The organism is Sorangium sp. So ce367, assembly GCF_051520455.1.
Taxonomy (GTDB): Bacteria; Myxococcota_A; Polyangia; order Polyangiales; family Polyangiaceae; genus Sorangium; species Sorangium cellulosum_B.
Genome location: NZ_CP150334.1, coordinates 10,162,019 through 10,185,601 on the forward strand (window position 1 = coordinate 10,162,019; position 23,583 = coordinate 10,185,601).

General features: G+C 70.8%; 21 protein-coding genes. 11 read left to right on the top strand and 10 right to left on the bottom strand.

What is annotated here, in order from left to right:
* Window positions 1-27: 27 nt before the first annotated feature.
* The 5 genes from WME97_RS38445 to WME97_RS38465 all read left to right on the top strand — a co-directional run bounded on the left by WME97_RS38445 (window position 28) and on the right by WME97_RS38465 (window position 7,935).
* Window positions 28-1,590, top strand: a complete 1,563-nt coding sequence (locus tag WME97_RS38445; protein ID WP_437545076.1) for a sensor histidine kinase — start codon at window positions 28-30, stop codon at window positions 1,588-1,590.
* Complete coding sequence (locus WME97_RS38450) at window positions 1,587-3,506, top strand: sensor histidine kinase (RefSeq protein WP_437545077.1); 1,920 nt, start codon at window positions 1,587-1,589, stop codon at window positions 3,504-3,506. The genes WME97_RS38445 and WME97_RS38450 overlap by 4 nt, the downstream gene beginning before the upstream one ends.
* Window positions 3,507-3,586: 80 nt before the next feature.
* The gene (gene ruvB / locus WME97_RS38455; RefSeq protein WP_437545078.1) at window positions 3,587-4,609 is read left to right on the top strand and encodes a Holliday junction branch migration DNA helicase RuvB; all 1,023 of its coding nucleotides are present in this window, start codon (window positions 3,587-3,589) and stop codon (window positions 4,607-4,609) included.
* 108 nt (window positions 4,610-4,717) lie between these two features.
* Window positions 4,718-6,739, top strand: a complete 2,022-nt coding sequence (locus tag WME97_RS38460; protein ID WP_437545079.1) for a PAS domain S-box protein — start codon at window positions 4,718-4,720, stop codon at window positions 6,737-6,739.
* Entirely contained in the window at window positions 6,736-7,935 is a 1,200-nt protein-coding gene (locus tag WME97_RS38465; protein ID WP_437545080.1) for a sensor histidine kinase, read from the top strand. Before WME97_RS38460 ends, WME97_RS38465 begins: the two co-directional genes overlap by 4 nt.
* Before the next feature lie 22 nt (window positions 7,936-7,957).
* On the opposite strand, the gene WME97_RS38470 is transcribed toward WME97_RS38465, so the two are convergent.
* The 7 genes from WME97_RS38470 to WME97_RS38500 all read right to left on the bottom strand — a co-directional run bounded on the left by WME97_RS38470 (window position 7,958) and on the right by WME97_RS38500 (window position 12,432).
* The gene (locus WME97_RS38470; protein WP_437545081.1) at window positions 7,958-8,476 is read right to left on the bottom strand and encodes a hypothetical protein; all 519 of its coding nucleotides are present in this window, start codon (window positions 8,474-8,476) and stop codon (window positions 7,958-7,960) included.
* The gene (locus tag WME97_RS38475) at window positions 8,476-9,201 is read right to left on the bottom strand and encodes an anti-sigma factor family protein (protein WP_437545082.1); all 726 of its coding nucleotides are present in this window, start codon (window positions 9,199-9,201) and stop codon (window positions 8,476-8,478) included. Before WME97_RS38475 ends, WME97_RS38470 begins: the two co-directional genes overlap by 1 nt.
* Window positions 9,198-9,998 carry a sigma-70 family RNA polymerase sigma factor gene (locus WME97_RS38480; protein WP_437545083.1) on the bottom strand — a complete coding sequence of 267 codons (801 nt, stop codon included), beginning with the start codon at window positions 9,996-9,998 and terminating at the stop codon, window positions 9,198-9,200. Before WME97_RS38480 ends, WME97_RS38475 begins: the two co-directional genes overlap by 4 nt.
* A gap of 113 nt (window positions 9,999-10,111) precedes the next feature.
* A complete protein-coding gene (locus tag WME97_RS38485) occupies window positions 10,112-11,260 on the bottom strand; it encodes a S1C family serine protease (protein WP_437545084.1) in 1,149 nt (382 codons plus the stop codon).
* Entirely contained in the window at window positions 11,257-11,559 is a 303-nt protein-coding gene (locus tag WME97_RS38490; RefSeq protein ID WP_012239831.1) for a DUF1844 domain-containing protein, read from the bottom strand. The genes WME97_RS38485 and WME97_RS38490 overlap by 4 nt, the downstream gene beginning before the upstream one ends.
* Window positions 11,556-11,786 carry a hypothetical protein gene (locus WME97_RS38495; protein ID WP_437545085.1) on the bottom strand — a complete coding sequence of 77 codons (231 nt, stop codon included), beginning with the start codon at window positions 11,784-11,786 and terminating at the stop codon, window positions 11,556-11,558. The genes WME97_RS38490 and WME97_RS38495 overlap by 4 nt, the downstream gene beginning before the upstream one ends.
* 40 nt (window positions 11,787-11,826) lie before the next feature.
* Window positions 11,827-12,432 carry an FKBP-type peptidyl-prolyl cis-trans isomerase gene (locus WME97_RS38500; RefSeq protein WP_437545087.1) on the bottom strand — a complete coding sequence of 202 codons (606 nt, stop codon included), beginning with the start codon at window positions 12,430-12,432 and terminating at the stop codon, window positions 11,827-11,829.
* An 82-nt stretch (window positions 12,433-12,514) separates the two neighbouring features.
* On the opposite strand from WME97_RS38500, the gene WME97_RS38505 reads away from it, so the two are divergent.
* The 4 genes from WME97_RS38505 to WME97_RS38520 are packed head-to-tail and all read left to right on the top strand — an operon-like array spanning window position 12,515 to window position 17,219.
* Complete coding sequence (locus WME97_RS38505) at window positions 12,515-13,969, top strand: efflux RND transporter periplasmic adaptor subunit (RefSeq protein WP_437545088.1); 1,455 nt, start codon at window positions 12,515-12,517, stop codon at window positions 13,967-13,969.
* 6 nt (window positions 13,970-13,975) lie between these two features.
* Window positions 13,976-14,773, top strand: coding sequence for an ABC transporter ATP-binding protein (locus tag WME97_RS38510; RefSeq protein ID WP_437545089.1), 798 nt, complete (start codon window positions 13,976-13,978; stop codon window positions 14,771-14,773).
* Entirely contained in the window at window positions 14,770-15,990 is a 1,221-nt protein-coding gene (locus tag WME97_RS38515) for an ABC transporter permease (protein ID WP_437545090.1), read from the top strand. Before WME97_RS38510 ends, WME97_RS38515 begins: the two co-directional genes overlap by 4 nt.
* Window positions 15,987-17,219, top strand: coding sequence for an ABC transporter permease (locus WME97_RS38520; RefSeq protein ID WP_437545091.1), 1,233 nt, complete (start codon window positions 15,987-15,989; stop codon window positions 17,217-17,219). Before WME97_RS38515 ends, WME97_RS38520 begins: the two co-directional genes overlap by 4 nt.
* A gap of 86 nt (window positions 17,220-17,305) precedes the next feature.
* On the opposite strand, the gene WME97_RS38525 is transcribed toward WME97_RS38520, so the two are convergent.
* The 3 genes from WME97_RS38525 to WME97_RS38535 form a co-directional block, all read right to left on the bottom strand.
* Window positions 17,306-19,357 carry a S1 RNA-binding domain-containing protein gene (locus WME97_RS38525; protein ID WP_437545092.1) on the bottom strand — a complete coding sequence of 684 codons (2,052 nt, stop codon included), beginning with the start codon at window positions 19,355-19,357 and terminating at the stop codon, window positions 17,306-17,308.
* 127 nt (window positions 19,358-19,484) lie between these two features.
* Window positions 19,485-20,585 (bottom strand): P-loop NTPase, encoded by a 1,101-nt coding sequence (locus WME97_RS38530; RefSeq protein ID WP_437545093.1) that lies wholly within the window; start codon window positions 20,583-20,585, stop codon window positions 19,485-19,487.
* A gap of 126 nt (window positions 20,586-20,711) precedes the next feature.
* Window positions 20,712-21,947, bottom strand: coding sequence for a hypothetical protein (locus WME97_RS38535; protein ID WP_437545094.1), 1,236 nt, complete (start codon window positions 21,945-21,947; stop codon window positions 20,712-20,714).
* Window positions 21,948-22,339: 392 nt separating this feature from the next.
* On the opposite strand from WME97_RS38535, the gene WME97_RS38540 reads away from it, so the two are divergent.
* Complete coding sequence (locus tag WME97_RS38540; RefSeq protein WP_437545095.1) at window positions 22,340-22,882, top strand: TlpA disulfide reductase family protein; 543 nt, start codon at window positions 22,340-22,342, stop codon at window positions 22,880-22,882.
* A gap of 145 nt (window positions 22,883-23,027) precedes the next feature.
* Window positions 23,028-23,552 (top strand): TlpA disulfide reductase family protein, encoded by a 525-nt coding sequence (locus WME97_RS38545; protein WP_437545097.1) that lies wholly within the window; start codon window positions 23,028-23,030, stop codon window positions 23,550-23,552.
* The last annotated feature ends 31 nt before the right edge of the window (window positions 23,553-23,583 follow it).

The window sequence follows — 23,583 nt, forward strand, 5'->3', positions numbered from 1 at the left end:
GAAGCGCGCTAGCATCCTGACTCCGCCGTGGCCCGCCGTCGTCGCCTCATCCGCTGGCCCCGCGGCACGACGCCGCTCGTGCCGCTCGCGCCCGCGATCGTGATCGTCGTGGGGATCGCCACGGCGGTGGCGATCGCGCTGATCGGCATCGGCCAGCTCGCGAAGATGAGCGATCAGTCCGCGAGCCTGCGCGCCGAGGTGCTGGCCGCGACGCTCTCGGCGCGGCTCCGCGGGACCATCGAGGGGGAGCGGGCGGCGTTCCTGCGGGAGGCGGCGCGGCGGGCTGGGTCGGAGATCCTGCTCGTCGATCAGGGCGGCCACGTGCTGATCAACGAGAGCTTCAGCGCGCCGGCCAGGGCCGGCATCGTCCAGATGCTCACCCTGGGCAAGGGCGAGACGACGACCTCGCTCGGCCGCGTCCGGTTCGCAGCGCGCCCGCTGCACCCGCCGCTCTCTCACCTCTCGGTGCTCACCTTCGTCTCGGCGCCGAGCCCGCCGCCCGACTCGATCGCGCTCGGCAACGCCGTCGCGGCGCTCACGGTGCTGCTGCTCGGCGTGGCTGTCGCGGTCGCGCTCTCGTTCACCAAGTCGGCGCGCGACGATGTCGACTACCTGCGCGAGCGCATCACGGCGATGGCGCGCGGACAGGTCCAGAGCGCGCTGCCCACGGACGTGATCCAGGCCGAGCCCGTGCCGATCAGGTCGCTCGACCAGGTCGGCCTCCTGACGGCGGCCTTCAACCTCCTGATCACCCGCTTCGCCGCGGCGGAGCGCACCTACCGGGCGGACCTCCAGCAGGCCTCCGCGATGGACCGCGAGCGCTCGGCGTTCCTCGCAGGGCTGAGCCACGAGCTGCGCACGCCGCTCAACGCCATCCTCGGGTTCGCGCACGTCCTGGAGAGCGAGGTCGACGGCCCGCTCAGCCAGGACGCGCGCGAGGCGCTGTCGGTCATCCGGCAGAGCGGCGAGCACCTGCGCACGCTCATCGACGACATCCTCGACCTCTCGGCGCTCGAGACGGGCAAGCTCCAGCTCTCCCGCCGCGCCGTCAACCTCCGCGCCCTCGTCGATCAGGTGATGCGGGAGGCGTCCGCGGCGGCGCGCGACAAGCCCCTCCAGCTGCGCGTCACCGGGGACCACGCCCTCGTCGCGCACGCCGATCCGCGGAGGGTGCGGCAGATCCTCACCAACCTCGTCTCGAACGCCGTCAAGTTCACGGCGCGCGGCTCGGTGACGGTCAACATCACGGGGCGCGGCCGCTATGCGGCGATCGTCGTCCAGGACACCGGCCCCGGCATCCCGCCGGAGGAGACGTCGGCGGTCTTCGAGGAGTACCGGCAGACCGGCGACGTGCGCTCGCGCCGGGCCGGCACGGGGCTCGGGCTCTCGATCGCGCGGCGCCTCGTGCTGATGCACGGCGGGACGATCCAGCTGGAGAGCGAGCTCGGTCGGGGCTCGACCTTCACGATCACCCTGCCGATGTGGATCGTGCAGCAGCCCCTGTTCGCGCCGACCCCGCCCACGCCCGACGTGGCGGCGCCGCCCGGGAACGACCCCGGCGCCGGCGGCCCCCAGGGGAGGATCGCATGACCGAGGAGCGCATGAGGGACGACGCGATCCACTTCGCGAGGCGCGTGCTCGTCCGCCAGGCGCTGGTCGGCGTCGCCGCGTTCGGGGCGATCGCGGCGCTCGCGCCGAAGCTGCTCATCCTCGAGCAGCGCGTCGCCGCCAGCGTGCTCTCGGTCGGCGCCAAGATCGCGCTCGCCGCGATCTGCGCGACCACGCTGCTGACGCTGCTCCGGCTGCGCACCCACGAGAACCTGCTGCGCTCGCTCGTGATCGGCTCGCGCGACATCGATCACGAGGAGCTCGAGCGGTTCGCCGGGCTCCCGACCTCGCTGGCGCTGCGCTTCGTGCTGGCGAGCTCGACGATCTCGGGCCTCATGATGATCCCCGGGATCAGGCCAGAGAAGCTCGACGACGGCCGCGCGGTCAGCCTGCTCATCCTCGCGATCACGATCCTCAGCGCGTCCGCGATCCCGCACTACGTGCTGACGCGCGCCGCGGCGTTCAGCCTCTTCGAGATCAGCCCGGCCGAGGCGATCGGCGCCTTGCTCGAGACCGCCGAGCTTTACCAGACGCCGCGCCGGCGGGTCACCTCCAAGCTGCTCCTGGCCGTCGCCACGCCGGTGCTGCTCGTCGGCGTCGGGGCGGTGCTCATCGCGAACGCGCATCTCCAGACGTTCATCGAGCGCAGCCGGCGCTCGACCGCGGGGCTCATCGCGCGCACGGCGCTCGACCCGTCGCTCGGGGCCATCGACGCGGCCGGCCGCAACGACGTCGTGGCCGCGGCGGCGGAGTTCGGGTTCCTCGCGCGCCTGGAGCACGACTGCGTGGGCTCGGAGCCCTCCTTCGGCCGCGAGGCCGACGGGCAGATCGCCGTGATCACGCCGCTCGACTACGGCTGCGTCAACACCCGGTTCTCCGCCGACCTCGAGCCCTCTGCCGCGATCTGGGGCGCGCTCGTCGCGCTGCTCGCGGTGCTGGTCGCCGGCGCGCTCGGCAACCTGTTCGGCCGCGTCCTCGCGGCCGATCTCGTGCACGCCACGAAGCAGGTCCGCCTGCTCGGCACGGACAGCGTGCTGCGCGGCGCCACCCAGATCGCGCGCCCCGCCCGGTTCGCCGTCGTCGCCCGGCTCGGGCACGCCATCGAGGACCTCGCCGAGCGCTTCCGCGTCTTCGCCGCCGCGCAGGAGCGCGCCCTCGAGTCCCGCGAAGCGGCGCAGCGCATGCGCGGCCTCCTGTTCGCGAGCGTGAGCCACGACCTCAAGAGCCCGCTGAACGCCATCCTCGGGTTCGCCGAGCTCGTGGGCCAGGAGGATCTGACCCCCGCGCAGCGCGAGAGCCTGGAGCTCATCGCGACGCGCGGCCGGGAGCTCCTTGGCCTCATCGAATCGATCCTCGACGCCGCCCGCGTCGAGGCCGGGCAGCTCACGCTCGAGCCTCAGCCGACGTCCGTCGGCTGGCTCATCGCGGGCGCGCTCCGCAAGGCGCGCGAGCTCGCGAGCGACGCCGGCGGCGAGGTCGTCATCGAGGTCGGCGACACCCTGCCGCTGATCCCGGTCGATCAAGCCTACGCGACGCGCGCGATCGCGGTCATCGTCGCGCACGCGCTCCGGACGGGCGCGGCCGACCCGTCGGCGCGCCTCGTGCGCCTCACGGCGACGATGGCCGGCGAGTTCAACAACGAGGTCCGCATCGACATCGAGTACGGCAGCCGCGACGTGCCGCCGGACGAGCTCGAGGCCCTGTTCAGCCGGCAGACCACGGCGCGCGGGCGCGGCCTGACGCTGGGCCTCAGCCACGCGCGATCGGTGATCGAGCTCCACGGCGGCTCTCTCGAGGTGGACGGCGCCCCCGACGGCCGGCCGCTCTGCCGCGCTCGTCTGCCGCGCATCCCGCCCCCCCGCCGTCCCCGCCTGTCCTCTGTCCCTGCGCTCGGCTGACCTCGACCAGCGCCCCGCGGCGACCCACGCCACCGCGCGGATCGCTTCCCTTCGCTGCTTGCACGCGGTACGCCCGTGGCATGCCTGAACGGGCGCTCTCTCCTGCCGAGACAGGCGACGACGATCGCTTCGACCGCCTCTTCCGGCCTGCCTCGCTCGCCGAGTACGTCGGCCAGGCCAAGCACACGGAGAACCTCAAGGTCTTCGTCGAGGCCGCGCGCCGGCGGCGCGAGCCGCTCGACCACATGCTGTTCTGTGGCCCGCCCGGCCTGGGAAAGACGACGCTCGCCCACATCATCGCCCGCGAGATGGGCGTCGCCCTCCATGTCACGAGCGGACCGGCGATCGAGCACAAGGGCGCGCTGGCCGGCCTGCTGACGAAGCTGGAGCGCAACGACGTGCTGTTCATCGACGAGATCCACCGGCTCACGCCGGCGGTCGAGGAGAGCCTCTACCCCGCGATCGAGTCGTTCAACATCGACATCATGACCGGTGACGGCCCCTACGCGACGACGATCCAGCTCGCGCTGAAGCCCTTCACGCTCGTGGGCGCGACGACCCGCACCGGGCTGCTCACCGCGCCGCTGCTGTCGCGCTTCGGCCACGTCGTCCGCCTCGACTTCTACCCCGTCGAGGAGCTCGAGCGCATCGTGCAGCGCAGCGCCGGCCTGATCGACGTGCCGATCGACGCCGGCGGAGCGCGCGAGATCGCGGCGCGCGCGCGGGGGACGCCGCGCGTCGCCAACCGCCTCCTGCGCCGCGTCCGCGACTTCGCCGAGGTGCTGGGCGACGGCGCGATCACGATGGAGATCGCGCGGAAGACCGCGGAGCGGCTCGAGATCGACGCGGCCGGCCTCGACGAGATGGATCGCCGGCTGCTGCGCGTCATCGTCGATCACTACGACGGCGGCCCTGTGGGCATCGACACCCTGGCCGCGGCGCTCAGTGAGCCGCGCGACACGATCGAGGACGTGTACGAGCCGTTCCTGCTCCAGCAGGGCTTCGTCGGCCGCACGCCGCGCGGCAGGGTCGCGACCCGCCGCGCCTACGAGCACCTGGGCCTCGCGGCTCCTGCGACGAAGCAGGGGGATCTCTTCTCCTGATCCCAGCGCCGCGCGGGCAGCGCAATGCAGTGCGCAACGCCGCGCCAGCGCCGCGCCGACGCCCGGAATTCTCTCAGCGCTCCAGCCTGGAGTCGCTAAGCTTGGCGTGTGCCTCGCCGTGATCCTGTGCTCGTCGTGGACGACGACGCCGTCAGCCGGCAGATGCTGCTGCACGCGCTGGCCGACGCGGGCATCGAGGCCGTCGCGGTCACCTCGGGCGCGGACGCGCTCGCCTGGCTCAAGGCGAGCGTGCCCGCGCTCGTGCTGCTCGACCTCGTGATGCCGCCCCCGAACGGCTACGTGGTCCTCAGCGCCGTGCGGGACGCCCCCCGGACGCAGGACGTCCCCGTGGTCGTGCTGACGGCGCTCGACGCGGACGAGGAGGTCGCCCGCGCCTTCGAGCTCGGCGCGGACGATTTCATCCGCAAGCCGTTCCGCCCTGCCGAGCTCATCGCGCGCATCCGCGGTCAGCTCCGGATCCGGGACTACGTCGACGCGCTCGCGCGCAAAGAGCACGACGCGAAGGTGGTCCTCGAGCTCACGCAGGCGCTCTCCTCGACGCTCGACTTCCGGAACATCCTCTTCACGGTCGTGCGGCGCATCGCCGAGGTGGCGCGCGTCGACCGCTGCAGCATCGTCCTCGTGCGCGACGCGGGCGACGTCGGTTACGTCGTCGCCGCGAGCGACGACAAGGAGCTGCGAGATCTGCCGATCGATCTCGGCAAGTACCCCGAGATCCAGCGCGTCATGCGCACGGGCGACGTGCTCGTGATCGACGACGCGAAGGCGCACCCGCTGTTCGACCTCGTGCGCGCGGAGCTCCCGGAGAACGCGTTCCGCTCGCTGGCGCTCCTGCCGATCTTGTTCGAGGACAAGCCGCTCGGCGTGCTCTTCTTGCGCGGCCGGCAGCCGGTGGCGCCCCACGCGCACGAGCTCTCGCTGGCCCGCACGGTCGCGAGCGCCACCGCGATCGCCCTGCGCAACGCGCGCATCCTGCAGTCGCTCCGCGACCAGACGCAGCAGAGCACCTTCGCACGGTTCGAGGCGGAGCGCCGGCTGAAGGCGCTCCAGCGCTACGCCGACTTCTTCTATTCGACGGCGGACGGCATCGTCGTCGTCGATCCCGACGGTCACATCCTCTTCTCCAACCCGCGCGCGCAGGCGATCACGGGGCGCACGGCGGAGGACCTCGAGAGGGCGAACCTGGCCGATCTCGTCGACGCGCGCGAGCACCCTCTCCTCGAGGAGATCCGGGCCGGCTTCGCCAGGGGATCGTTCCCGCACATGGTGGATTTCACCGTGCGGCGGGGCGAGCACGAGCGGCTCATCCTCAGCTTCAGCTTCAGCAGCGTCCTTCGCGAGGAGAGCGGCGCCGTCCTGGTCAGCTTCCGCGACGTCACCACCGAGCGCGCCACCGAGGCGGAGCTCACCAAGACCAAGGAGTTCCTGGAGCGCGTCATCGACAGCTCGGTCGACGCGATCGTCTCGGCCAACATGGAGGGCGTCGTCCTGCTCTTCAACCGCGCCGCCGAGCGGATCTACGGGTATGACGCGAAGGAGGTCGTCGGCGCGATGAACGCCCGCGCGCTCTACCCCGACCACAACGCCGAGCACATCATGAGGCTCATCCACGCGAAGGAGCACGGCGGTCCCGGCCGGCTCGAGGGCTACCGGACCGAGGTCCTGGCCAGGGACGGGTCACGGATCCCGGTGCACCTCTCCGCGGCGCTGATCTTCGAGAACGGCGTCCCGGTCGGCTCCGTCGGCATCTTCACGGACCTGCGGGAGCGGATGCGGATGGAGGCCCGCCTCACCGAGGCGCAGGAGGAGCTCCGCGCGCGCGAGAAGCAGGCCATCATCGCCGAGCTTGCGGGCGCGGCCGCGCACGAGCTGAACCAGCCGCTCACCAGCGTGCTCGGCTACGCCGAGCTCATCTGCCGCCGGATCGACGACGCGTCCCCCATCAAGGGGGCCGCGACCACGATCCGCAGCGAAGCCGAGCGAATGGCGGAGATCGTCCGCAAGATCGGCAAGATCACCCGCTATGAGACGAAATCCTATGTCGGCGCCGCGAAGATCATCGATCTCGACCGATCGAGCGGCGACGACCCGAACAGGGTGATCGGGTGAGCGGAAAGACCGCGGAGCGCCTGGGGGAGCAGCCATTGTCCGACGCTCCCGTCACGCTCCGGAAGCCCCTCACCCGGGACATCCCGCTCGAGTGGGTGGACAGCCTGCTCATCGCGTCGAGCGAGCTGGATCCGTCGGCCTCCATCGAGCAGCGCGCCTCGACGCTGCTCGGCGCGGCCGCGAAGGTGCTCACGGCCTGCGGGCTCGGCGTCTACATCCCCGGCGCGACGGGGGCGCAGGTGGCCGTCCGGGTCTCGCCGCGCGCTCGCCGCGACGACGGCCGCGATCCGGCGCGGCTCCTCCCGGAGTTCGCCTTCGAGCGCGTCGTGGCGATCGAGCCCGGAGGTCGCTCGACGATGCACATCGCGGCCGACGACGCCGCGTACCTCGACAGCGCGCCTGTACAGGCGCTGGTCGACCGGCTCGTGCTCACCCTGGGCGCGTCGCTCCGCGAGGCGCGCGCGCACGAGTCGCTGCGCGCTCAGGTCATGCAGGCCGAGAAGCTGGCCTCGCTCGGGAAGATGGCCGCGGGCGTCGTGCACGAGCTCAACAACCCGCTCACCTCGATCCTCGCCTACTCCGAGTACCTGCGCCGCAAGGGCGAGCGCGGCGGCTTCGACCCCTCGGACATCGAGCGGCTCGCGAGGATCAACGACGCGGCGGATCGCATCCGCCGGTTCTCGCGCGACCTGATCGCCTACGCGCGGCCGTCCACGGAGAAGCCGGGCGCCGTCTCGCTCCACGACATCATCGAGCGCGCGCTCGTCTTCTGCGAGCACCTCCTCGACCAGACGGGCGTCACCGTCGAGCGGCGCTTCGACGAGATCCCTCCGGTTTGCGGCGTTATCGATCCGCTGACGCAGGTGTTCGTGAACCTGTTCACGAACGCCGCGCACGCGATGAACGAGCGCGGCGGCTGCCTCGGCATCTCGACCGCGATGTCGCCGGAGGACGGCTACATCACGGTGACGATCCGCGACGACGGGCACGGGATCGAGCCCGAGCACCTGCCGAGGATCTTCGACCCCTTCTTCACGACGAAGACCGACGGGACCGGCACCGGGCTCGGCCTGAGCATCGTAAGGAACATCGTTGCCTCGCACGGCGGCAGCATCCGCGCGGAGGCGCGCGCCCCGCGCGGGACGGTCTTCTCTCTGGATCTGCCGATCGCGCTGCCGTCCTCGGCCCGCCGCTGAGCAGGGGCGAGATCCCCTCGACTCAGGGCGCGACCTTGATGCCCAGCACGAGCACGCCGCCCATGTGCTGCTGACCCGCGACGAAGAAGCTCTCGCCGGCCTTGGCGTTCACCTCGAGCAGGGGCAGAAACGAGTTGCCGCCGGGCTTCTGGATGCTCGCGCTGACGACGAAGCGCCTCGGCTCGTCCTTCTTCTTCGCGGCGACCACGTCCTTCAGCGACACCATGAGGACGCTGCCGTTCGGCAGCTTCGTCGTGGTCGGCTTCCCCTTTTGCAGGGTGACCTTCAGCCGTTCGAGGAGCTTGTAGCTGTTGTACGACGAGAACGGCGGCTTCCCGAGCTCGGGCATCTTGCCGATCTTCGGGTCGATGCCTTTCCCATCGTTCGTCGCGTGGAGGATCACGATCTCGGACGTGACCTCGGCGTCCGACGGCGCCGCTTGCGGGGGGGCCGGCGCCTGCTCTTGCGCGACGGCAGGGGAAGGGCTCACGCCGAGCGCCAGGACCATGGTCGCGGTGATCGCACTCGCAAGAAATCTCATCACTGTCCTCCCGGACCGTCATCGGAGAGCCAGACCACCGTGGTCGTCGGGCCTGAAGCCACGGCCTCCTGCGGGACGTAAAAGATGGTGCCCATGCGTGCCCCGAAGTCGACCGCGGCGATCTCGACGCCGGGCTCGACCTCCCCCTCGGAGCTCGGCGCGGCGTCCGGCTCCTTCGCCGGCGCCGCGAGCGACGCGGAGGGCGCCGCGGGCGGCGGGGCGAGCAACGCGGAGGGCGCCTGCGCCGTCAGCTCCGCGGTGGGCGTCTCCACGCCCATCTTGCCCCAGACCATCAAGGCGGCGGCCGCCGCCACGGCGAGCGCCGTCAGCGCGAAGATCCCGCGCGCGTTGTCGTTCGCCGGCGATCCCTGGAGCCGCGCCCGAGCGCGGGGCGGCTCGCCCGACGGCGGCGCCGCGAGCGGCCGCGCGGCGCCGCCCCCGTCGACACGCGCGGCGCCCGCCTGCCCTTCGAGGATCTTCGCCATCACCCCATCGGCGATGCCGTCGGCCGCGCTGGAGGCCAGCGCGCTGTCCCGGACCATGTCGCCCGTGGTGACGAGCGCTGCGACCTTCGCCCGGCAGCGTGGGTCGTGGAGCACGTACTCCTCCACCTGTCGGTGGCGAGCCTCATCGAGCTCACCGTCGGCATAGAGCATCAGCTCCAGATCCGTCGGCGGGGCGCTCGCTTCCCCGTGATTCGCCTTGCTGCTGTTGGCGGTGCTCACGCGATCTCCTCCGGGTCCTCTGCTGGGGCCTTGCCCTCTTCCTCCGCGTAACAGTCGGCGAGGGCGCGCTGAAGCTTCTGACGGGCGTGGAACAGGCGGCTCATGATCGTCCCCTTCGAGACCCCCATGGCCTGAGCCATCTCCTCGTACGACATGCCCTCCACCTCCCGCATCAGGATCACGCCTCGGTGGTAGGGCGGCAGCGCGTCGAGCGCCGCCTGGATGCGCCCGGCGATCTCCCGGCGCCGGACGACGTTGAGGGGGTCCGCGCCGTCGATCCGAGCGACGAGCGGGAAGTCGGACTGCTCGTCCGCCGCCTGGTTCTCCTGGAGCTCGAGGTCGCGGCGTCCCGGCTTCCGCATGAGGTCGATCGCCAGGTTCGTGACGATCCTGTAGAGCCAGGTGAAGAACGAGGAGCCCCCCTGAAAGGAGCCGAGGCCCTTGTAGACCCGGAGGAAGGCGTCCTGCACGAGCTCGCGCGCGTCGTTCTCGTCGCGGACGAGCCCCATCGCGATCGCGAACGCCCTGCGCTGGTGCCGTTCCACGAGCGAGCGGAAAGCCGCCTGGTCCCCCTTCTGCGCTCGCTCGATGAGCTCACGATCTTCCTCCGCTTCCCGCCGTCGCGCCTCGCGATTGGACGCACGGGCGGGAGCGCTATTCAGGCGCGGGTGGAGCTGCTTCGTTTCGGGGTGGTCGCCCTCCGCGGACAGGTCGTCGCCTTCCGCATCGCCCTCGCCGGGATCACCGGGAGGTGCGACCGGCTCGAGCTCGTCCGGGTGAGAAGGTGCAATGGCCACGGGGTCAGCTTACCTGAGGAGGCTGGGGGACGAGGGAGGTCGCGGAGCAGGCGGCCACGCACGGCGCGCGGCAACCAACGGACGTGCCGGGCGGCAGACGGCGGCCGTTCGGCTCACGGCTCATCGGACTCGTCGCTGAGCTCGGGTAGCTCGCCCAGCGTGAGGCGGACATCGAAGACCCGCTCCAGCCGCGCGACGCGGAGCGTAACGACCTTGTTCACCCCGGCGATGCTCGCCATCCACCGGAGCTCGTTCGGGTCGGAAATCGTCTTTCCTTCGAAGCCGATGATCACATCGTCCGGCGCGATGCCAGCCCGGTCCGCGGGTCCCCCCGCCACCACGGTCTTCACCCACGCCCCCTTTCGATCGGGGCGCTTGAGCCGCCCCGCCTCGATCGAGTTCAGGACGTCGACGATCACCCCGACCTGGCTGCGCCGGATCTTGCCGTCGCGCAGCAGCATCGGGAGCAGCTGCCGCACCATGTTGATCGGGATCGCAAACCCGATGTTGTTCGCGTTGGCGCGCACGGCCGCGTTGATGCCGACCACCTCGCCCTTGAGGTTCAGGAGCGGGCCGCCGGAGTTGCCGGGGTTGATGCTCGCGTCCGTCTGGAGGAAGTTGAAGTAGCCGCTCGGGTCGAGCCCCTTCACGTCGTCCCGGGTGCGGCCCTTGGCGGAGAGGATGCCCGCCGAGACCGTGTGGGAGAGGCCGAAGGGGTTGCCGATCGCGACCACCCAGTCGCCGACCTCAATGGTGTCCGAGTCGCCCAGGGGGAGCGACGGGAGCCCCTTCTCGTCGACCTTCAGCACGGCGACGTCCGTGTGCTTGTCGCGGCCGATGACGGTCGCCTTGATGTCGCGGCCGTCGACGAAGCTCACGAGGATGTCGGTCGCGCCCTCGATCACGTGGTTGTTCGTCAGCAGGAAGCCCTCTGGATCATAGACGAAGGCGGTCCCGAGCCCCTCGGCGACCGTGCGGCGGCGGCCGCCCGGTTGCTGCTGCCGCTCGACGCGCGCCTTGACCGTCGCGACCGCTGGATCGGCCCTGCGCGCGAGCGGCGCGAAGGAGCCGGGCATGCCCTCGGAGCGGACGATCGGAGGAGGAGGCGGCGCGGACGGAGGCGGCGCGATCGCCACCGGCACGGCGCCCGAGGGGACGGTGGCGCTGCTTGCGCTGGAAGAGTGGCCAGGAGAGGCCTTGCTGCACGAGGCGACCAGCGAGGCGAGGAGGACCCACAGGAGAGCCCTGGCGCCAACGGTCACGATCGTTTCGAGACCTCGAGGTAGCGCATCCGCAGATCGTAGAGCGCCTGCTCGAGCAACCTCTCCTCGTCGCCCGAGAGGTTCCCCTTCGTCTTCTCCTGGAGGAGCGACAGCAAATCGATGTCCTGATGCGCGAGGATCAGGTTCTGCTCTTCCCTGCCGTCGGGGCTCGGCGCGTCGCCGAGGTGCACGTACGCGGAGCCGATGATCGACAGCACGAAGGTCGAGAAGTCGAGCGTCGGCAGCTCCGGGGGGCTCCCCGGCGGAGGGAGCTCTTCCCGATTCTTCGCGTCGCTCACTCTGCCCCTTCGTCGTCGAGCTCGGGCTCGATCCGCGACCCATGCGCTGACGCGCCGAGCGCCGGCTGATCGACGGCGATCCCCTCGGCGTGCTCCTCCAGGTCCTGCAAGCCCGCGAGGTGCGCCTCGATGGTCCCCGCGCTGAGCGTCCCGCTCGCCAGGAGGCGCTCGCGCACCCGGCGATCGAGCTGCAGCTCCGTCAGCTTGCCCTTCTCACCTACGGTCATGATGTGATCTCCTCGGACAACCCACCAGTTCGCGGTGGGCTTATGACGACTTCTTCGAGAGCGTCACGAGCACCCCACCATCGCCGTGCTCGTGATGGTGGCTGTGATCATGGTCGTGGTCGTGGTCGTGACCGCAGCAGCCCTCGCCTTCGGAATCCTCGATGCGCTCCTCCAGCTCGGCCTGAGCCTGCGCGATCTCCTCCTCGCTGGCGGCGCGCACGTCCTTGACCTGAACCTGAAAGCGCACCTTCTGGCCCGCCAGAGGGTGATTCGTGTCCACCCGGAACCCCTCGGGGAGGATCTCGATGACCCGGAGCGCGATCGGCGAACCGTCCGGGCCCTGGGCGACGAACTCGTCGCCGACCTCGACAGCGCCCCCATCGGGGAAATCCGCCTTGTCCACCTCGAAGACGCCGGCGTCATCGCGCTCGCCGAACGCATCTTCCGGCTCGACGGTGATCTCGCGCTGCTCGCCGGCGCGCAGCCCTTCCAGCGCGCGCTCCAGGCCAGGCACGATCTGAGCATATCCGTGCGTGTAGACGAGCGGCTCCGCGGTCGATGCCTCATCCACCGTCTCTCCGCTTTCGTTGAAGAGGACGTAGGACAGCGTGACGACCGTATCCGTTGCGATGGGCAGCGACTCCATGGGGCGGCGGTTGGTCTGCCACGGCGGTTCCGCGGTTTCAAGCGAGGCGCGCTCGCGCGGCAGCATGCTATGAGGACGTCCGATGGCCGACTCCATGGCTCGGGCGACCGGTCGCGACCCCCTCGACGCGCCGCCCCCTGCTGCGCAGGCCACCACGGAAACGGAGCGCCTCCGTCCCGGAGAGGCGGCGCCGGGCGAGACGCGACCGGCCTCGACCGCGCCGGCGCCGCCCGGCGGCGCGGCAGCCCGGGGCCTGCGTGAGGGCGGACCGCGTCCTCGACGTGGGGGAGAGAGCCTGGAGCAGGAGCTCTCCCGGGTAGGCACGAAGCGCTGGCTCGCTCGCCTCGGCGTCCTCGCGACGATCGCAGCGCTCGTCGCGGGGATCGTCGTCTGGCGGATCCGGACGAGGCCCCCGCCGCCGCCGCGCTACGTCACGGGCGACATCACCACGGGCGACGTGCTCGAAGTGGTCCAGTCGACGGGGCAGGTCAAGCCGCTCACCGAGGTGCAGATCGGCGCCCAGGTCTCGGGGCGAATCACCAAGGTCTACGTGGACTTCAACAGCATCGTGAAGGCCGGCGACGTGCTGGCCGAGATCGATCCGACGCTCTTCGGGGCGCAGATCGACTCGAACCAGGCGCAGATCGCGGCGGCGAGCGCGAGCGTCGTGCGCTCGGAGGCGTCGCTGGGGACCGCCAAGCAGCGGCTCGAGCGCGCGAGGAAGATGGTCGCGGAGGGGGTGGGCTCGCAGGCCGATCTGGACACGGCGCAGGGCGCCTACGACGTCGCGCTCGCCGACCTCGCGGCCTCGAAGGCGCAGGTGGCGCAGCTCAGGGCGGTGCTCCGCTCCTCCACGACGAACCTCCAGTACACGCGCATCTTCTCGCCCATCGACGGGGTCGTCATCAGCCGCGCGATCGACCCCGGGCAGACCGTGGCGGCGAGCTTCCAGGCGCCGACCCTCTTCGTGATCGCCCAGGATCTCCGCAAGATGCGCGTGCTCGCCGACATCGACGAGGCGGACGTCGGGCGGCTCCGCGAGGGCATGACGGCGGACGTGAGCGTCGATGCGTTCCCGGGCGAGACGTTCCGAGGGACGGTGAGCCAGGTGCGCTACAGCCCGTTGAGCCAGTCCGGCGTCGTCACGTACGCGGCGGTCGTCGAGGTCGACAACCCCGACGTCAAGCTCCGGCCGGGGATGACGGCGACGGTGAGCGTCCGGTCCGCCGAGGCCAAGGGGGTGCGGCGGCTGCCGAACGCGGCGCTCCGGTTCAAGCCCGCCCCGGCGCGGGACAAGGACGGCAAGGAGATCAAGGCGCCGCCGCTCGAGCCGCTCCCGCCGAAGAAGGGCCGGATCTACGTGCTGACCGACGCGACCCCCGGGGCGGAGAAGATCGAGCCGCGCGTCGTCGACGTCGGGATCACCGACGGCATCTTCACGGCGCTCGGGTCCGATCTCGGGCCGCTCAAGGTCGTCACCGACGAGAACGACGATCCATCAGCGAGCGGCAGGGGGCGCGGCCCTCGGCTGTTCTGAGGCGTGATGCTGCCCCAGAGCCAAGACGTCGCCGCGGCGCCCCGAGACGTGCCGCTCATCGAGCTCTCGAGCGTCGGCAAGGACTACACGACCGAGGCCGTCATCGTGAGGGCGCTCCGGCACGTGGATCTGACCATCCAGCACGGCGATTTCGTCGCGATCGTCGGGCAGAGCGGCTCGGGCAAGAGCACCCTGATGAACATCATCGGGTGCCTGGACCGGCCGACGCATGGCACGTACCGGCTCGACGGCCTCGACGTCACCTGGCGCAGCAACGACGCGCGCGCGATCGTCAGGAACCGCCTTATCGGGTTCGTCTTCCAGGGCTTCAACCTGCTGCCGCGCACCACGGCGCTCGAGAACGTCGAGCTGCCGCTGGTCTACCGGGGCGTCGGCGCCGCGGAGCGGCGCGAGCGGGCGCTCGAGGCGCTCGGCGCGGTCGGGCTGGCCGAGCGCCTGCACCACACGCCGAACCAGCTCTCGGGCGGGCAGCAGCAGCGCGTCGCCATCGCGCGGGCGCTCGTCACCTCACCGCCGCTGCTCCTCGCCGACGAGCCCACGGGCAACCTCGACACGCGCACGAGCTACGAGGTGCTCGGGCTGCTGCAGCGGCTCAACCGGGGCGGGATCACGATCGTCCTCGTGACGCACGAGCCGGACATCGCCGCCTGCGCGAGCCGCGTGATCACGATGCGCGACGGCGAGATCCGCAGCGATCTCAGGAACGATCGCCCCGTCGATGCGGCCGCGGCGCTGGCCGCGCTGCCGCTCTCCGCGGCGGAGAGCGACGAGCTCTCGCCATGAGCGGCTACCTCGCCGCCGTCCGGATCGCGCTGCGCGCCATCGTCCGCTCGAAGCTCCGCGCCGCCCTGACGGTGCTCGGCATCCTGATCGGGGTCTCGGCCGTGGTGATCGTCGTGGCGCTCGGGACGGGCGTGCGCAACCGCGTCCTGGGCGAGATCTCGGGCATGGGGGCGAGCTCGATCTACATCTTCCCGCAGTCGACGCAGGCGTCGGGGCTGAAGCGCCGCGAGAACGCGAGGATGTCGGAGGCCGACGGGATCGCGATCCTGAAGGAGTCGACGAGCGTGGCCGCGCTGAGCCCGTTCAGCTCGACGTCGACGCAGGTCGTGGCTGGAGAGGCCAACGTCGCGACCCAGGTCATGGGCGTGACCCGGAGCTACCTCTCGATCCTCTCGTACAGCGTCGGGACGGGCGAGGGCTGGACCGAGGCCGACGAGCAGCTCAAGGCGAAGGTCTGCCTGATCGGCGAGACCGTCCGGGAGAACCTGTTCGGCTCGGGCGAGGCCGTTGGCCGGTACATCCGGATCGGCAAGCACCCGTTCCGGGTGATCGGGGTGCTCGCGAAGAAGGGGCAATCGCCCTTCGGCGAGGACCAGGATGACCGGCTGCTCATGCCGATCGGCAGCTTCCGGTCGCGGATCGTGCCGAGCGCGCCGGGCAGGGTGCAGATGCTCGTCGCCGCCGCCACGAGCGAGCGGACCGTCGATCGCGCGGTCGAGCAGATCGACAGGATCCTCCGGCAGCGCCACGAGATCGCGCCGGACGACGAGCCGAACTTCGTGATCCGCACGCAGGCGGAGTTCCGCGCGTCCCAGGAGCGGATCCTGGACACCTTGACGATGCTCCTGTCCTCGATCGCCGCGGTGTCGCTCCTCGTCGGCGGGATCGGCGTCATGAACATCATGCTGGTCAGCGTCACCGAGCGGACGCGCGAGATCGGCATCCGCATGGCCATCGGCGCCTCCGAGGGAGACATCCTCGTCCAGTTCCTCGTCGAGGCCATCACCCTGTCGCTCATCGGCGGCGTGCTCGGGCTCGGCGCGGGGCTCGGCGTCATCAAGGCCCTCGCCGCGACGCTCGGCTGGAACATGACGTTGCCGGCCAGCGCGGTCGTCGTCGCGGTGGGGACGAGCGCGACGATCGGGATCGTCTTCGGGTTCTTCCCGGCCCGCCGCGCGGCCCGTCAGGATCCCATCGCCGCCCTGAGGCACGAATGAGCGCCACGCTCACCCGGGTGTTCTCGGCGGTCGTGATCGCGCTGCGCGCCGTCCGCCGGAACAAGCTCCGCGCCGGGCTCACGATCCTGGGGATCACGATCGGCGTCGCGGCCGTCGTCACCGTCACGGCGCTGGCGAGCGGCGCGCGCGCCAACGTCAACGCGCAGATCTCGAACCTCGGCTCCAACTCGCTCATCGTCTTCGCCCGCTCCGCCCGCGCCTCGGGCGTCCGCAGCACCGCGGGCGCCAAGCTCTCGGAGCTCGACGGCCAGGCGCTCGCGCGCGAGTCGACGAGCATCCGGCTCGTGGCGCCGTTCCTCAGGTCGAGCGCCCAGGTCATCCACGAGGGCCAGAACGCGAGCCCGACGCTCGTCGGGACGCGCCTGAACTACTTCGAGATCCGGAGCTGGAAGGTCGCGCAGGGAGAGCCGTGGAGCCCCGCCTCGGAGAACCTCTCCGAGAAGGTCGTCGTGATCGGGGCTCAGACCGCGCGCGATCTGTTCGGATCGCTCGATCCGGTCGGCCGGATGGTGCGGATCGGCCGCCAGATGTACCGCGTGCTCGGCGTGCTGGAGGAGAAGGGGGCGTCGCCCTTCGGGCAGAGCCAGGACGAGATCGTGCTGATGCCCATCACCACGATGCGGTCGCACGTCATCGCCACGCGGCCCGGGGAGGTTCACGCCATCTTGCTGAGCTCGACGTCGGCCGAGACGTCGGAGCGCGCCAGGCGGCAGGCCGAGGCGATCCTCCGCCAGCGGCACCGCATCGGCGAGAACGACGAGGACGACTTCGCCGTCCGGAGCCAGGCGGAGTTCCAGGCCATGCAGGACGCGATCTTCGCGGCGCTCTCGGCGTTGCTCGTCAGCATCGCGGCGGTGTCGCTCGTCGTGGGCGGCATCGGCGTCATGAACATCATGCTGGTCAGCGTCACCGAGCGCACCCGGGAGATCGGCATCCGGATGGCTATCGGCGCCCGGGAAATCGACATCCTGCTGCAGTTCCTGCTCGAGGCGCTCGTGCTCGCCACGCTGGGCGGCGTCGTCGGAAGCGCGCTCGGGTACGGCGTCATCCTCGGGTTCTCGCGCGCGTTCGGCTGGCCGATGAGGCTCGAGCCGGGTGCGCTCGCGGTCGCGCTCGGGGTGAGCACGGCGATCGGGATCGTCTTCGGGTTCTTCCCGGCGCGGCGGGCCGCGCGCATGGATCCCGTGAACGCGCTGGGGCGCGAGTAGCGCGGAGCGCGCCGGACCGCGGGCGGTGGCTGGAGGAGGAGGGAGGCGGAGGCGCCGCCGCACGGGCGGCGCGCGCCTCCCCGGGATCAGCTCTTCTTCATCAGGTCGGCGAACGTGCCGAACTTGGCCTCGCGCGCGACCCCCGCGCGGTACTGCTGGTACGCCTGCTTCTCGGCGTCCTCCTTGAGGGCGCGGATCGACAGCTTGGCCTCGCCCCGGCGCGGATCCACCTCGATGACCTTCGCGTCGAGCTGGGTCCCGATGGGGAACTCCTTCCGGAGGTCGGTGCCACGCTGGGTGCCGGTGTGGCCGGCCGGAATGAAGCCGCGAGCCGCTCGCCCCGTGGTGCCGAGCACCCGGACGACGAGCCCCCCTTCGGTCACCTGCGTGACGGACACCTTCACCGCCTTGCCCTGCTGAACGCGCTGGCGCGGCTCGCTCTCCTCGCCCTCGGGCGGAGCAGGGTGGAGCCCGATGCGCCGGCCCGCGGCGTCGCAGGTCGCGACGACAACGTCGACGTCGTCACCGACCTTCACGACCTCGTCCGGGTGCTGGATCGGCTTCATCGAGAGGTCGGCCGTGTGGATGAGCCCATCGATGCCCGGCTCGAGCTCGATGAACGCGCCGAACGGCTGCAGGCGAGCGACCTTGCCCTTGTGGCGCGTGCCGACCGCGTACTTCTCCTTCACCGCATCCCACGGGTCGACCGTGGCGGCCTTGCGGCTCAGCCAGAGCTTGCCCTTGTCGTCGACGCGGAGGACCTTCACGTCGATCTCCGCGCCCGGCTTGAACAGGTCGGCCAGCTTGGCGCCGCGGTCGTGGCTCGCCTCGCTCATGTGGACCAGCCCCTCGACGCCGCCGGCGTCGGGGAGCGCGACGAACACGCCCCACGCGACGACCTTGCGCACGATGCCCTTGTGCAGCGAGCCGGGCTCGATCGACGTGAGCGCCTCGGTGCGCGCCTTCCGGCTCTCCTCCTCGAGCATCTTGCGGCGGGACACGACGATGTCGCGCCCCTTCTTCGCGAACTGGGTCACGCCGAAGTCGAGCCGCTGGCCCACGAGGTAGTTGAGGTCGGCACCGTGGCGCAGATCGACGTGCGATGCCGGCGCGAAGGCGCGGAGGCCGCCGAGGTCGACCTCGAGCCCGCCCTTCACCGCCCCGGTCACGAACCCCTCGATCGACTCGCCGCTCTGGAGCGCAGCCTCGGCGCGCGCGCGCGCCTGATCGAGCTGCACCGGCGCCCTCGACAGGAGGAGCATGCCTCCGCGCACGCCGGTGCTCGCCACCGTCGCGATGAACTGATCCCCCTCGACGGGCGGCTCCTCCTCGAGGATCTCGCGACGGTCGAACAGCCCCGTCGCCTTCCCGGCGATGTCGATCCAGATGGCATGGTCGGTGATCTTGCTGACCTTGCCGAACACTTCCTCGCCGATGCTGAAGGCCGGGCGCTCGCGCGGCGGCGGCGCGCCTTGCCCCTTGCGCCGCTTGCGCTTCTCGCCACCAGGCTGCGGCTGCCCGCCTGCCTCGTCGGCCGCCTGCTCCTCCTCGCCCTCGTCTTCTTCTGCCGCGTCGGCCGCCTCCGCGCCGCTGGCCTCGGCCGCCTCAGCTGCCTCGCCCTCGGGCTGGCCGGCCTCCTCCGCGCCCTTGCGGCGACGGCGGCGACGGCGCTTCTTTCCAGCGCCACCCTCGGTCTGCGCGGCCGCACCGGCCTCTCCGGCCGGCGCGGGCTTCACGGCCGGCGCGGGCTTCGCGGCCGGCGCCGGCTTCGCGGCCGCCGGAGCGGTCCGCTTGCCAGGCGAGAACCCCGGCTTGCGGTTGCCGATATCATCCCGCGGCAGGCCTGGAACGCGGTTGCCGATGTTGTCGCCCGGCTGCTCTTCCCACTCGTCGTCGGCAGCGCTCGCCGGGGCGGCGGTCGCCGCCGCGACCGGTGTCGCCTCGGACTGGGCCGAGCTCGCCTGCGACGACGCTTCTGCGCCGGGCTCGTGGCTCGCTTCGGTTGGGGGGGTGGACCCCCCTTCATGGGCTTGGGCTGCTTGCTCGGGCGCAGCGTTCGACGACTCGAGCGGGCCGCCCTGGTCGGCCGGAGCTCCCGGCGCGTCCGCCGGCGTGGTGGTATTTTCGTGGGTATTCATCCGCGCCTCGCGCGACAACGCATGCCGATGGGGGCGAAACGTGCTCGCGTTCTCTCCAGCGGCCCCCTCGGTTGAATGGGGGGAAGGGGCCGGAACCATATCGTATCCGGGACGTTTACGCGAGAGCCTACCGCATGATGGGCAGGTGCTTGTTGGTCCCCCCGCTCCGATCGATGCGGAGGCCGCCCCCGCTCGCGAGGTTGTGGGCGCTGACCTGGCCGGCCAGCCGCTCCGCCACATCCACGAAAGCGCGCGCGATCGGGCTGCTCGGGGCGGCCTGTACGACCGGCGTGCCGGCGTCGCCCCACTCCCGGATGGCCGGATCCATCGGGATCTGGCCGAGCAGCGGCGCCTCGGCGAACTCGGCGATCTTCTGCCCGCCGCCGGCCCCGAAGAGCTCGTGCCGCTTGCTGCACCCGTCGCACACGAAGTAGCTCTCGTTCTCGACCACGCCGAGCAGGGCGATCCCGACTTTCTGGGCCATCGAGACCGATTTGTACACGTCCTGGAGGGCCACCTCCTGCGGCGTGGTCACGACGATCGCGCCCGTGGTCCTCATCTTCTGGGAAATCGTCAGCGCGATGTCGCCGGTACCGGGCGGAAGATCCAGCACGAGGTAGTCGAGCTCACCCCATTCCACGTCGCGCATGAACTGGATCAGGGCGTTCTGGAGCATCGGCCCGCGCCAGACGACCGCCGATCTCGGATCTTCCAGCAGGAAGCCGATCGACATGAGCTTCACGCCGAAGCGCTCGAGCGGCAGGAACTTCTGTCCATCGGCCGACGTCGGGCGGCCCATCACGCCGAGCATGGTCGGGACGCTCGGCCCGTACATGTCCGCGTCGAGGAGGCCGACCTTGGCCCCCTCGCGGCTGAGCGCCAGGGTGAGGTTCGCGGCGACCGTGCTCTTGCCGACGCCGCCCTTGCCGCTCATCACGAGGATGATGTTCCGCACGCCCGGGGACGGGTCGTCCTGAAGGATGGTGCGCGTGGGGATGCCGACGTCCCACGCGATCCGGACGCCCTTCGCGCCGGCGCCCTTCAGAGCCGCCTCGATGTCCGCCGCGAGCCGCTGCTTGAAGTAGCTGGTCAGCTCGACGGTGAGCGAGACGGCCTCGCCCTCGACCGAGAGCTCCCGGACGCGACCGAGGTCGGTGATGGGGCGCTGGAGGTCCGGCGCGATGACCTTTGCCAGCGCGGCGAGCGCGGCGTCCTTCGTGATGGGCATGGGGCGAAGGAGTTAGGACTGCTCGGGATTCCCGTCAACCGGCGAGCGCGGCGTCAGCGCGGGCGCTCGCTCCGGCCTGGCCGGGCGCGGCGCGACACAGGCCGTTCGTGCGCCCGGCCGGCGCCGTCACCAGCAGGTGGAGACGCTTGAATCGGGGTCGCCGCGATCGAGCTGGCGCGACGGCAGGTAGCACCGCGAGTCCACGCAGTCCCCGCCCGAGCTCTGCTCGACGCACACACACGCGCCGACGAGCCCGCTGGGCGACTTCGGGCAGACCTCAGCCGCGTTCTCCGCGGTGCACCGGATGGGGAGCGCCGCGTCCAGGCACGCCCGCTCGCCGCGCAGCGTGGTGGTGCACTCCATCGTGGAGTCCGCGTCGCCGCAGTCGGTGTCGTTGCGGCACGGCTCGCAGAAGTTGCCCTTGCCGGTGCAGGCGCCGAACCGCGGGATGCACGCGCCCTCGTCGCACCGGTAGTCCAGGTCGCAGTCGGAGTCCTCGCTGCAGGACCTGGCGCACCGGCGCTCGCCGTCGATCGCGACGCAGCGCTGCTCTGCGGCGAACGAGCAGTCGAAATCGGTGCTGCACGGCGCGCACTGGGCGCGCTTGACGCAGGTGCTGCGGAGCAGGCACACCGGGCCCTCGACATAGGTGTTGCCGTCCCCGAACGTGGACGGGTCGATGCACTCCTCGTCGGTCTCACCGCAGAAGCCGTCATCCCCCTTGTCCGTGCCGCAGATCGCGTGAGGATCGCGGGACACGGCGCACTCGAAGCCGCCGGGGCAGTCCGCATCGCCCATGCAGTGCGGCATCGTGCAGTAGGCCTCGGCGTCGCCCTGCCCCTTGCCAAGGCACTCCAGGCCGAGCGAGGTGCACTGGTCGGGAGAGCAGGCCGGGACGACGCAGGCGCTGCCGTCGCTGCACTTGCCGGCGGAGCAGGCGGGATCGTCGCCGCACCGCTCCGTGTCGCGCTTGCACTCGCCTGGGTTCCCGTTGCATTGGATCGGGTTGCACGGCGTCTCGTCGGGGCAGCGCCCGAACTGGCCGCACTCGGTGCCGAATGGACAGGGCGCACCGAAGCCCACCATCTTCTCCTTCTGCGTGCAGACCAGGATCTCGGCCTTCGTGTCGTCCTCCTCGGCCGGCGCGCAGTCCTGGATGCCTGGGATACATTCGCGGTGGCTGCTGCACGTGAGCACGCAGCGGTTGCCGACGCAGGTGTTGCCCTCCAGGCAGAGCTCTGGCTTGCACTTGCCCTCGCAGACGCCGTCGACGATGACCCCCCCGAAGCATTTGTCCTGTGGCGTACCCGACGAGCATGCGCCGCTCGCGATGGCCGCCCCGCTCGCCAGGCAGCACAGCATCAGGAAGGCGTGGATACTACGGAGACGGGGCCGACGGGCGCTGTGAGAAGCGACAACCTGCTGCATAGGACCTCAGCGCGGGAAACACCCGCGGATCGGGGCAGGCACGGCGGGCCTGGCCGGAGATTGCGGAAACGCGCTCCCGAGCGAAGCGGCGACGCCAAGGTTGCCCTTGACGCCCCCCGTGCCGCCCAGAAGAATGAGCACTCCTACACCATACTTCAGGCGGTGGCATCATGCGAATCGACGCGGTTCTCGGTGGGATGGGCCTTTTCGTCGTGGCGGCTCTAGGGCTCGTCGGCTGCGCAGAAGAGGATCCCATTCCTGCTCCTCCTTTTCCCGAGGGGACGGGTCAAGCTGCGAACGCTCGATATCCGGCTGGGCCGTATGGGGTGAGCCTCCACCGGGTGATCGCGAACTATCAGTTCGTCGGGTACGCCAACGCCGCCGAACACAACGACACGATGCAGCCGATTCAGCTCGCCGATTTCTACAACCCGACCGGGACGGAGGTCTTTCCGGAAGGCTCGCTTTACGGCGCGGGAGAGCCGAAGCCGAAGGTGCTGCTGATCGACGTCTCGTCCGTATGGTGCGGCCCCTGCAAAATCGAGGCAGAGTCCGTCCTGCCCGAGCTCTACAAGAAGTATCAACCTCAGGGCGGCGAGTTCCTTGTTCAGCTCGCAGACGGAAGGACCCCGGGCGAGGCGGCGGTCCCGAACGACCTGTACCGCTGGACGACCCGATACGACGTGCAGTACCCGTCGGCGATCGACCCTTCGTACAAGCTCGGCGCGCTCTTCCAGGCCGACGCGTTCCCGGCGAACATGATCGTCAGGACGCAGGACATGACGATCATGGAGATCGTCGCTGGCGTGCCCGAGGAAAACAGCAATTTCTGGCGAACCTTTGAGAAGATCATGAACGGCGAGCTCTGAACGAGCTTCGCCGTGGGCGCGTCGTCGAACCACCGGTCGGCGCGCGTGTAGGGAGAATCTGCCAGGGCGCCGCAGAGGGCGCTCGCGACGTTGAGCCCTTATGCCGGTCGGGCGCTCAGGCCGACCCCTTCGCGACGGAAACCCAATGAACAGAAAAACCCGCTGCGCGCTCTCGCTCGCGTTGATTGTCCTCGGCCTCGCCGCCGCCTCGTGCGGAGCGGCCTCAGGCGGCTCATCGGCGAGCCCGGCCCCGGATTTCTCGCTCCCCGCCCTCGACGGCAAGACGGTCAGGCTCTCGGACTATGCCGGCAAGAGCGTGGTGCTGATCGACTTCTGGTCGACCACCTGCGATCCGTGCCTGGCGGAGATGCCCCACCTCGTCGAGCTCTACAAGAAGCACAGGGACAAGGGGTTCGTCGTGCTCGCCGTGTCGCTCGACGGACCGGAGTCGCGGGCGCAGGTGAGCAGCACGGTCCACGACAGGGAGATGATCTTCCCTGTGCTCCTCGACGAGGAGACGACCGTGGCCGCCAGGTACAATCCGAAGCGCGAGCTTCCGTTCTCCGTGCTCATCGGCCGAGACGGCTCGATTCTCCACAAGCGCGGCGGGTACCAGCCCGGCGACGAGGCGGCACTCACCGAGCAGGTCGAGAAGGCGCTTGGCCTGTAGCGCCGGGGCGGCCGTCCGGCGCGCCTTCTCG

Coding starts and splice junctions, on each gene's coding strand:
- WME97_RS38450 (WP_437545077.1), top strand. CDS start 1,587: ATGACCGAGGAGCGCATGAGGGACGACGCGATCCACTTCGCGAGGCGC.
- ruvB (WP_437545078.1), top strand. CDS start 3,587: ATGCCTGAACGGGCGCTCTCTCCTGCCGAGACAGGCGACGACGATCGC.
- WME97_RS38470 (WP_437545081.1), bottom strand. CDS start 8,476: ATGAGATTTCTTGCGAGTGCGATCACCGCGACCATGGTCCTGGCGCTC.
- WME97_RS38495 (WP_437545085.1), bottom strand. CDS start 11,786: ATGACCGTAGGTGAGAAGGGCAAGCTGACGGAGCTGCAGCTCGATCGC.
- WME97_RS38500 (WP_437545087.1), bottom strand. CDS start 12,432: ATGGAGTCGCTGCCCATCGCAACGGATACGGTCGTCACGCTGTCCTAC.
- WME97_RS38505 (WP_437545088.1), top strand. CDS start 12,515: ATGGCCGACTCCATGGCTCGGGCGACCGGTCGCGACCCCCTCGACGCG.
- WME97_RS38510 (WP_437545089.1), top strand. CDS start 13,976: ATGCTGCCCCAGAGCCAAGACGTCGCCGCGGCGCCCCGAGACGTGCCG.
- WME97_RS38515 (WP_437545090.1), top strand. CDS start 14,770: ATGAGCGGCTACCTCGCCGCCGTCCGGATCGCGCTGCGCGCCATCGTC.
- WME97_RS38520 (WP_437545091.1), top strand. CDS start 15,987: ATGAGCGCCACGCTCACCCGGGTGTTCTCGGCGGTCGTGATCGCGCTG.
- WME97_RS38525 (WP_437545092.1), bottom strand. CDS start 19,357: ATGAATACCCACGAAAATACCACCACGCCGGCGGACGCGCCGGGAGCT.
- WME97_RS38530 (WP_437545093.1), bottom strand. CDS start 20,585: ATGCCCATCACGAAGGACGCCGCGCTCGCCGCGCTGGCAAAGGTCATC.
- WME97_RS38535 (WP_437545094.1), bottom strand. CDS start 21,947: ATGCTGTGCTGCCTGGCGAGCGGGGCGGCCATCGCGAGCGGCGCATGC.
- WME97_RS38545 (WP_437545097.1), top strand. CDS start 23,028: ATGAACAGAAAAACCCGCTGCGCGCTCTCGCTCGCGTTGATTGTCCTC.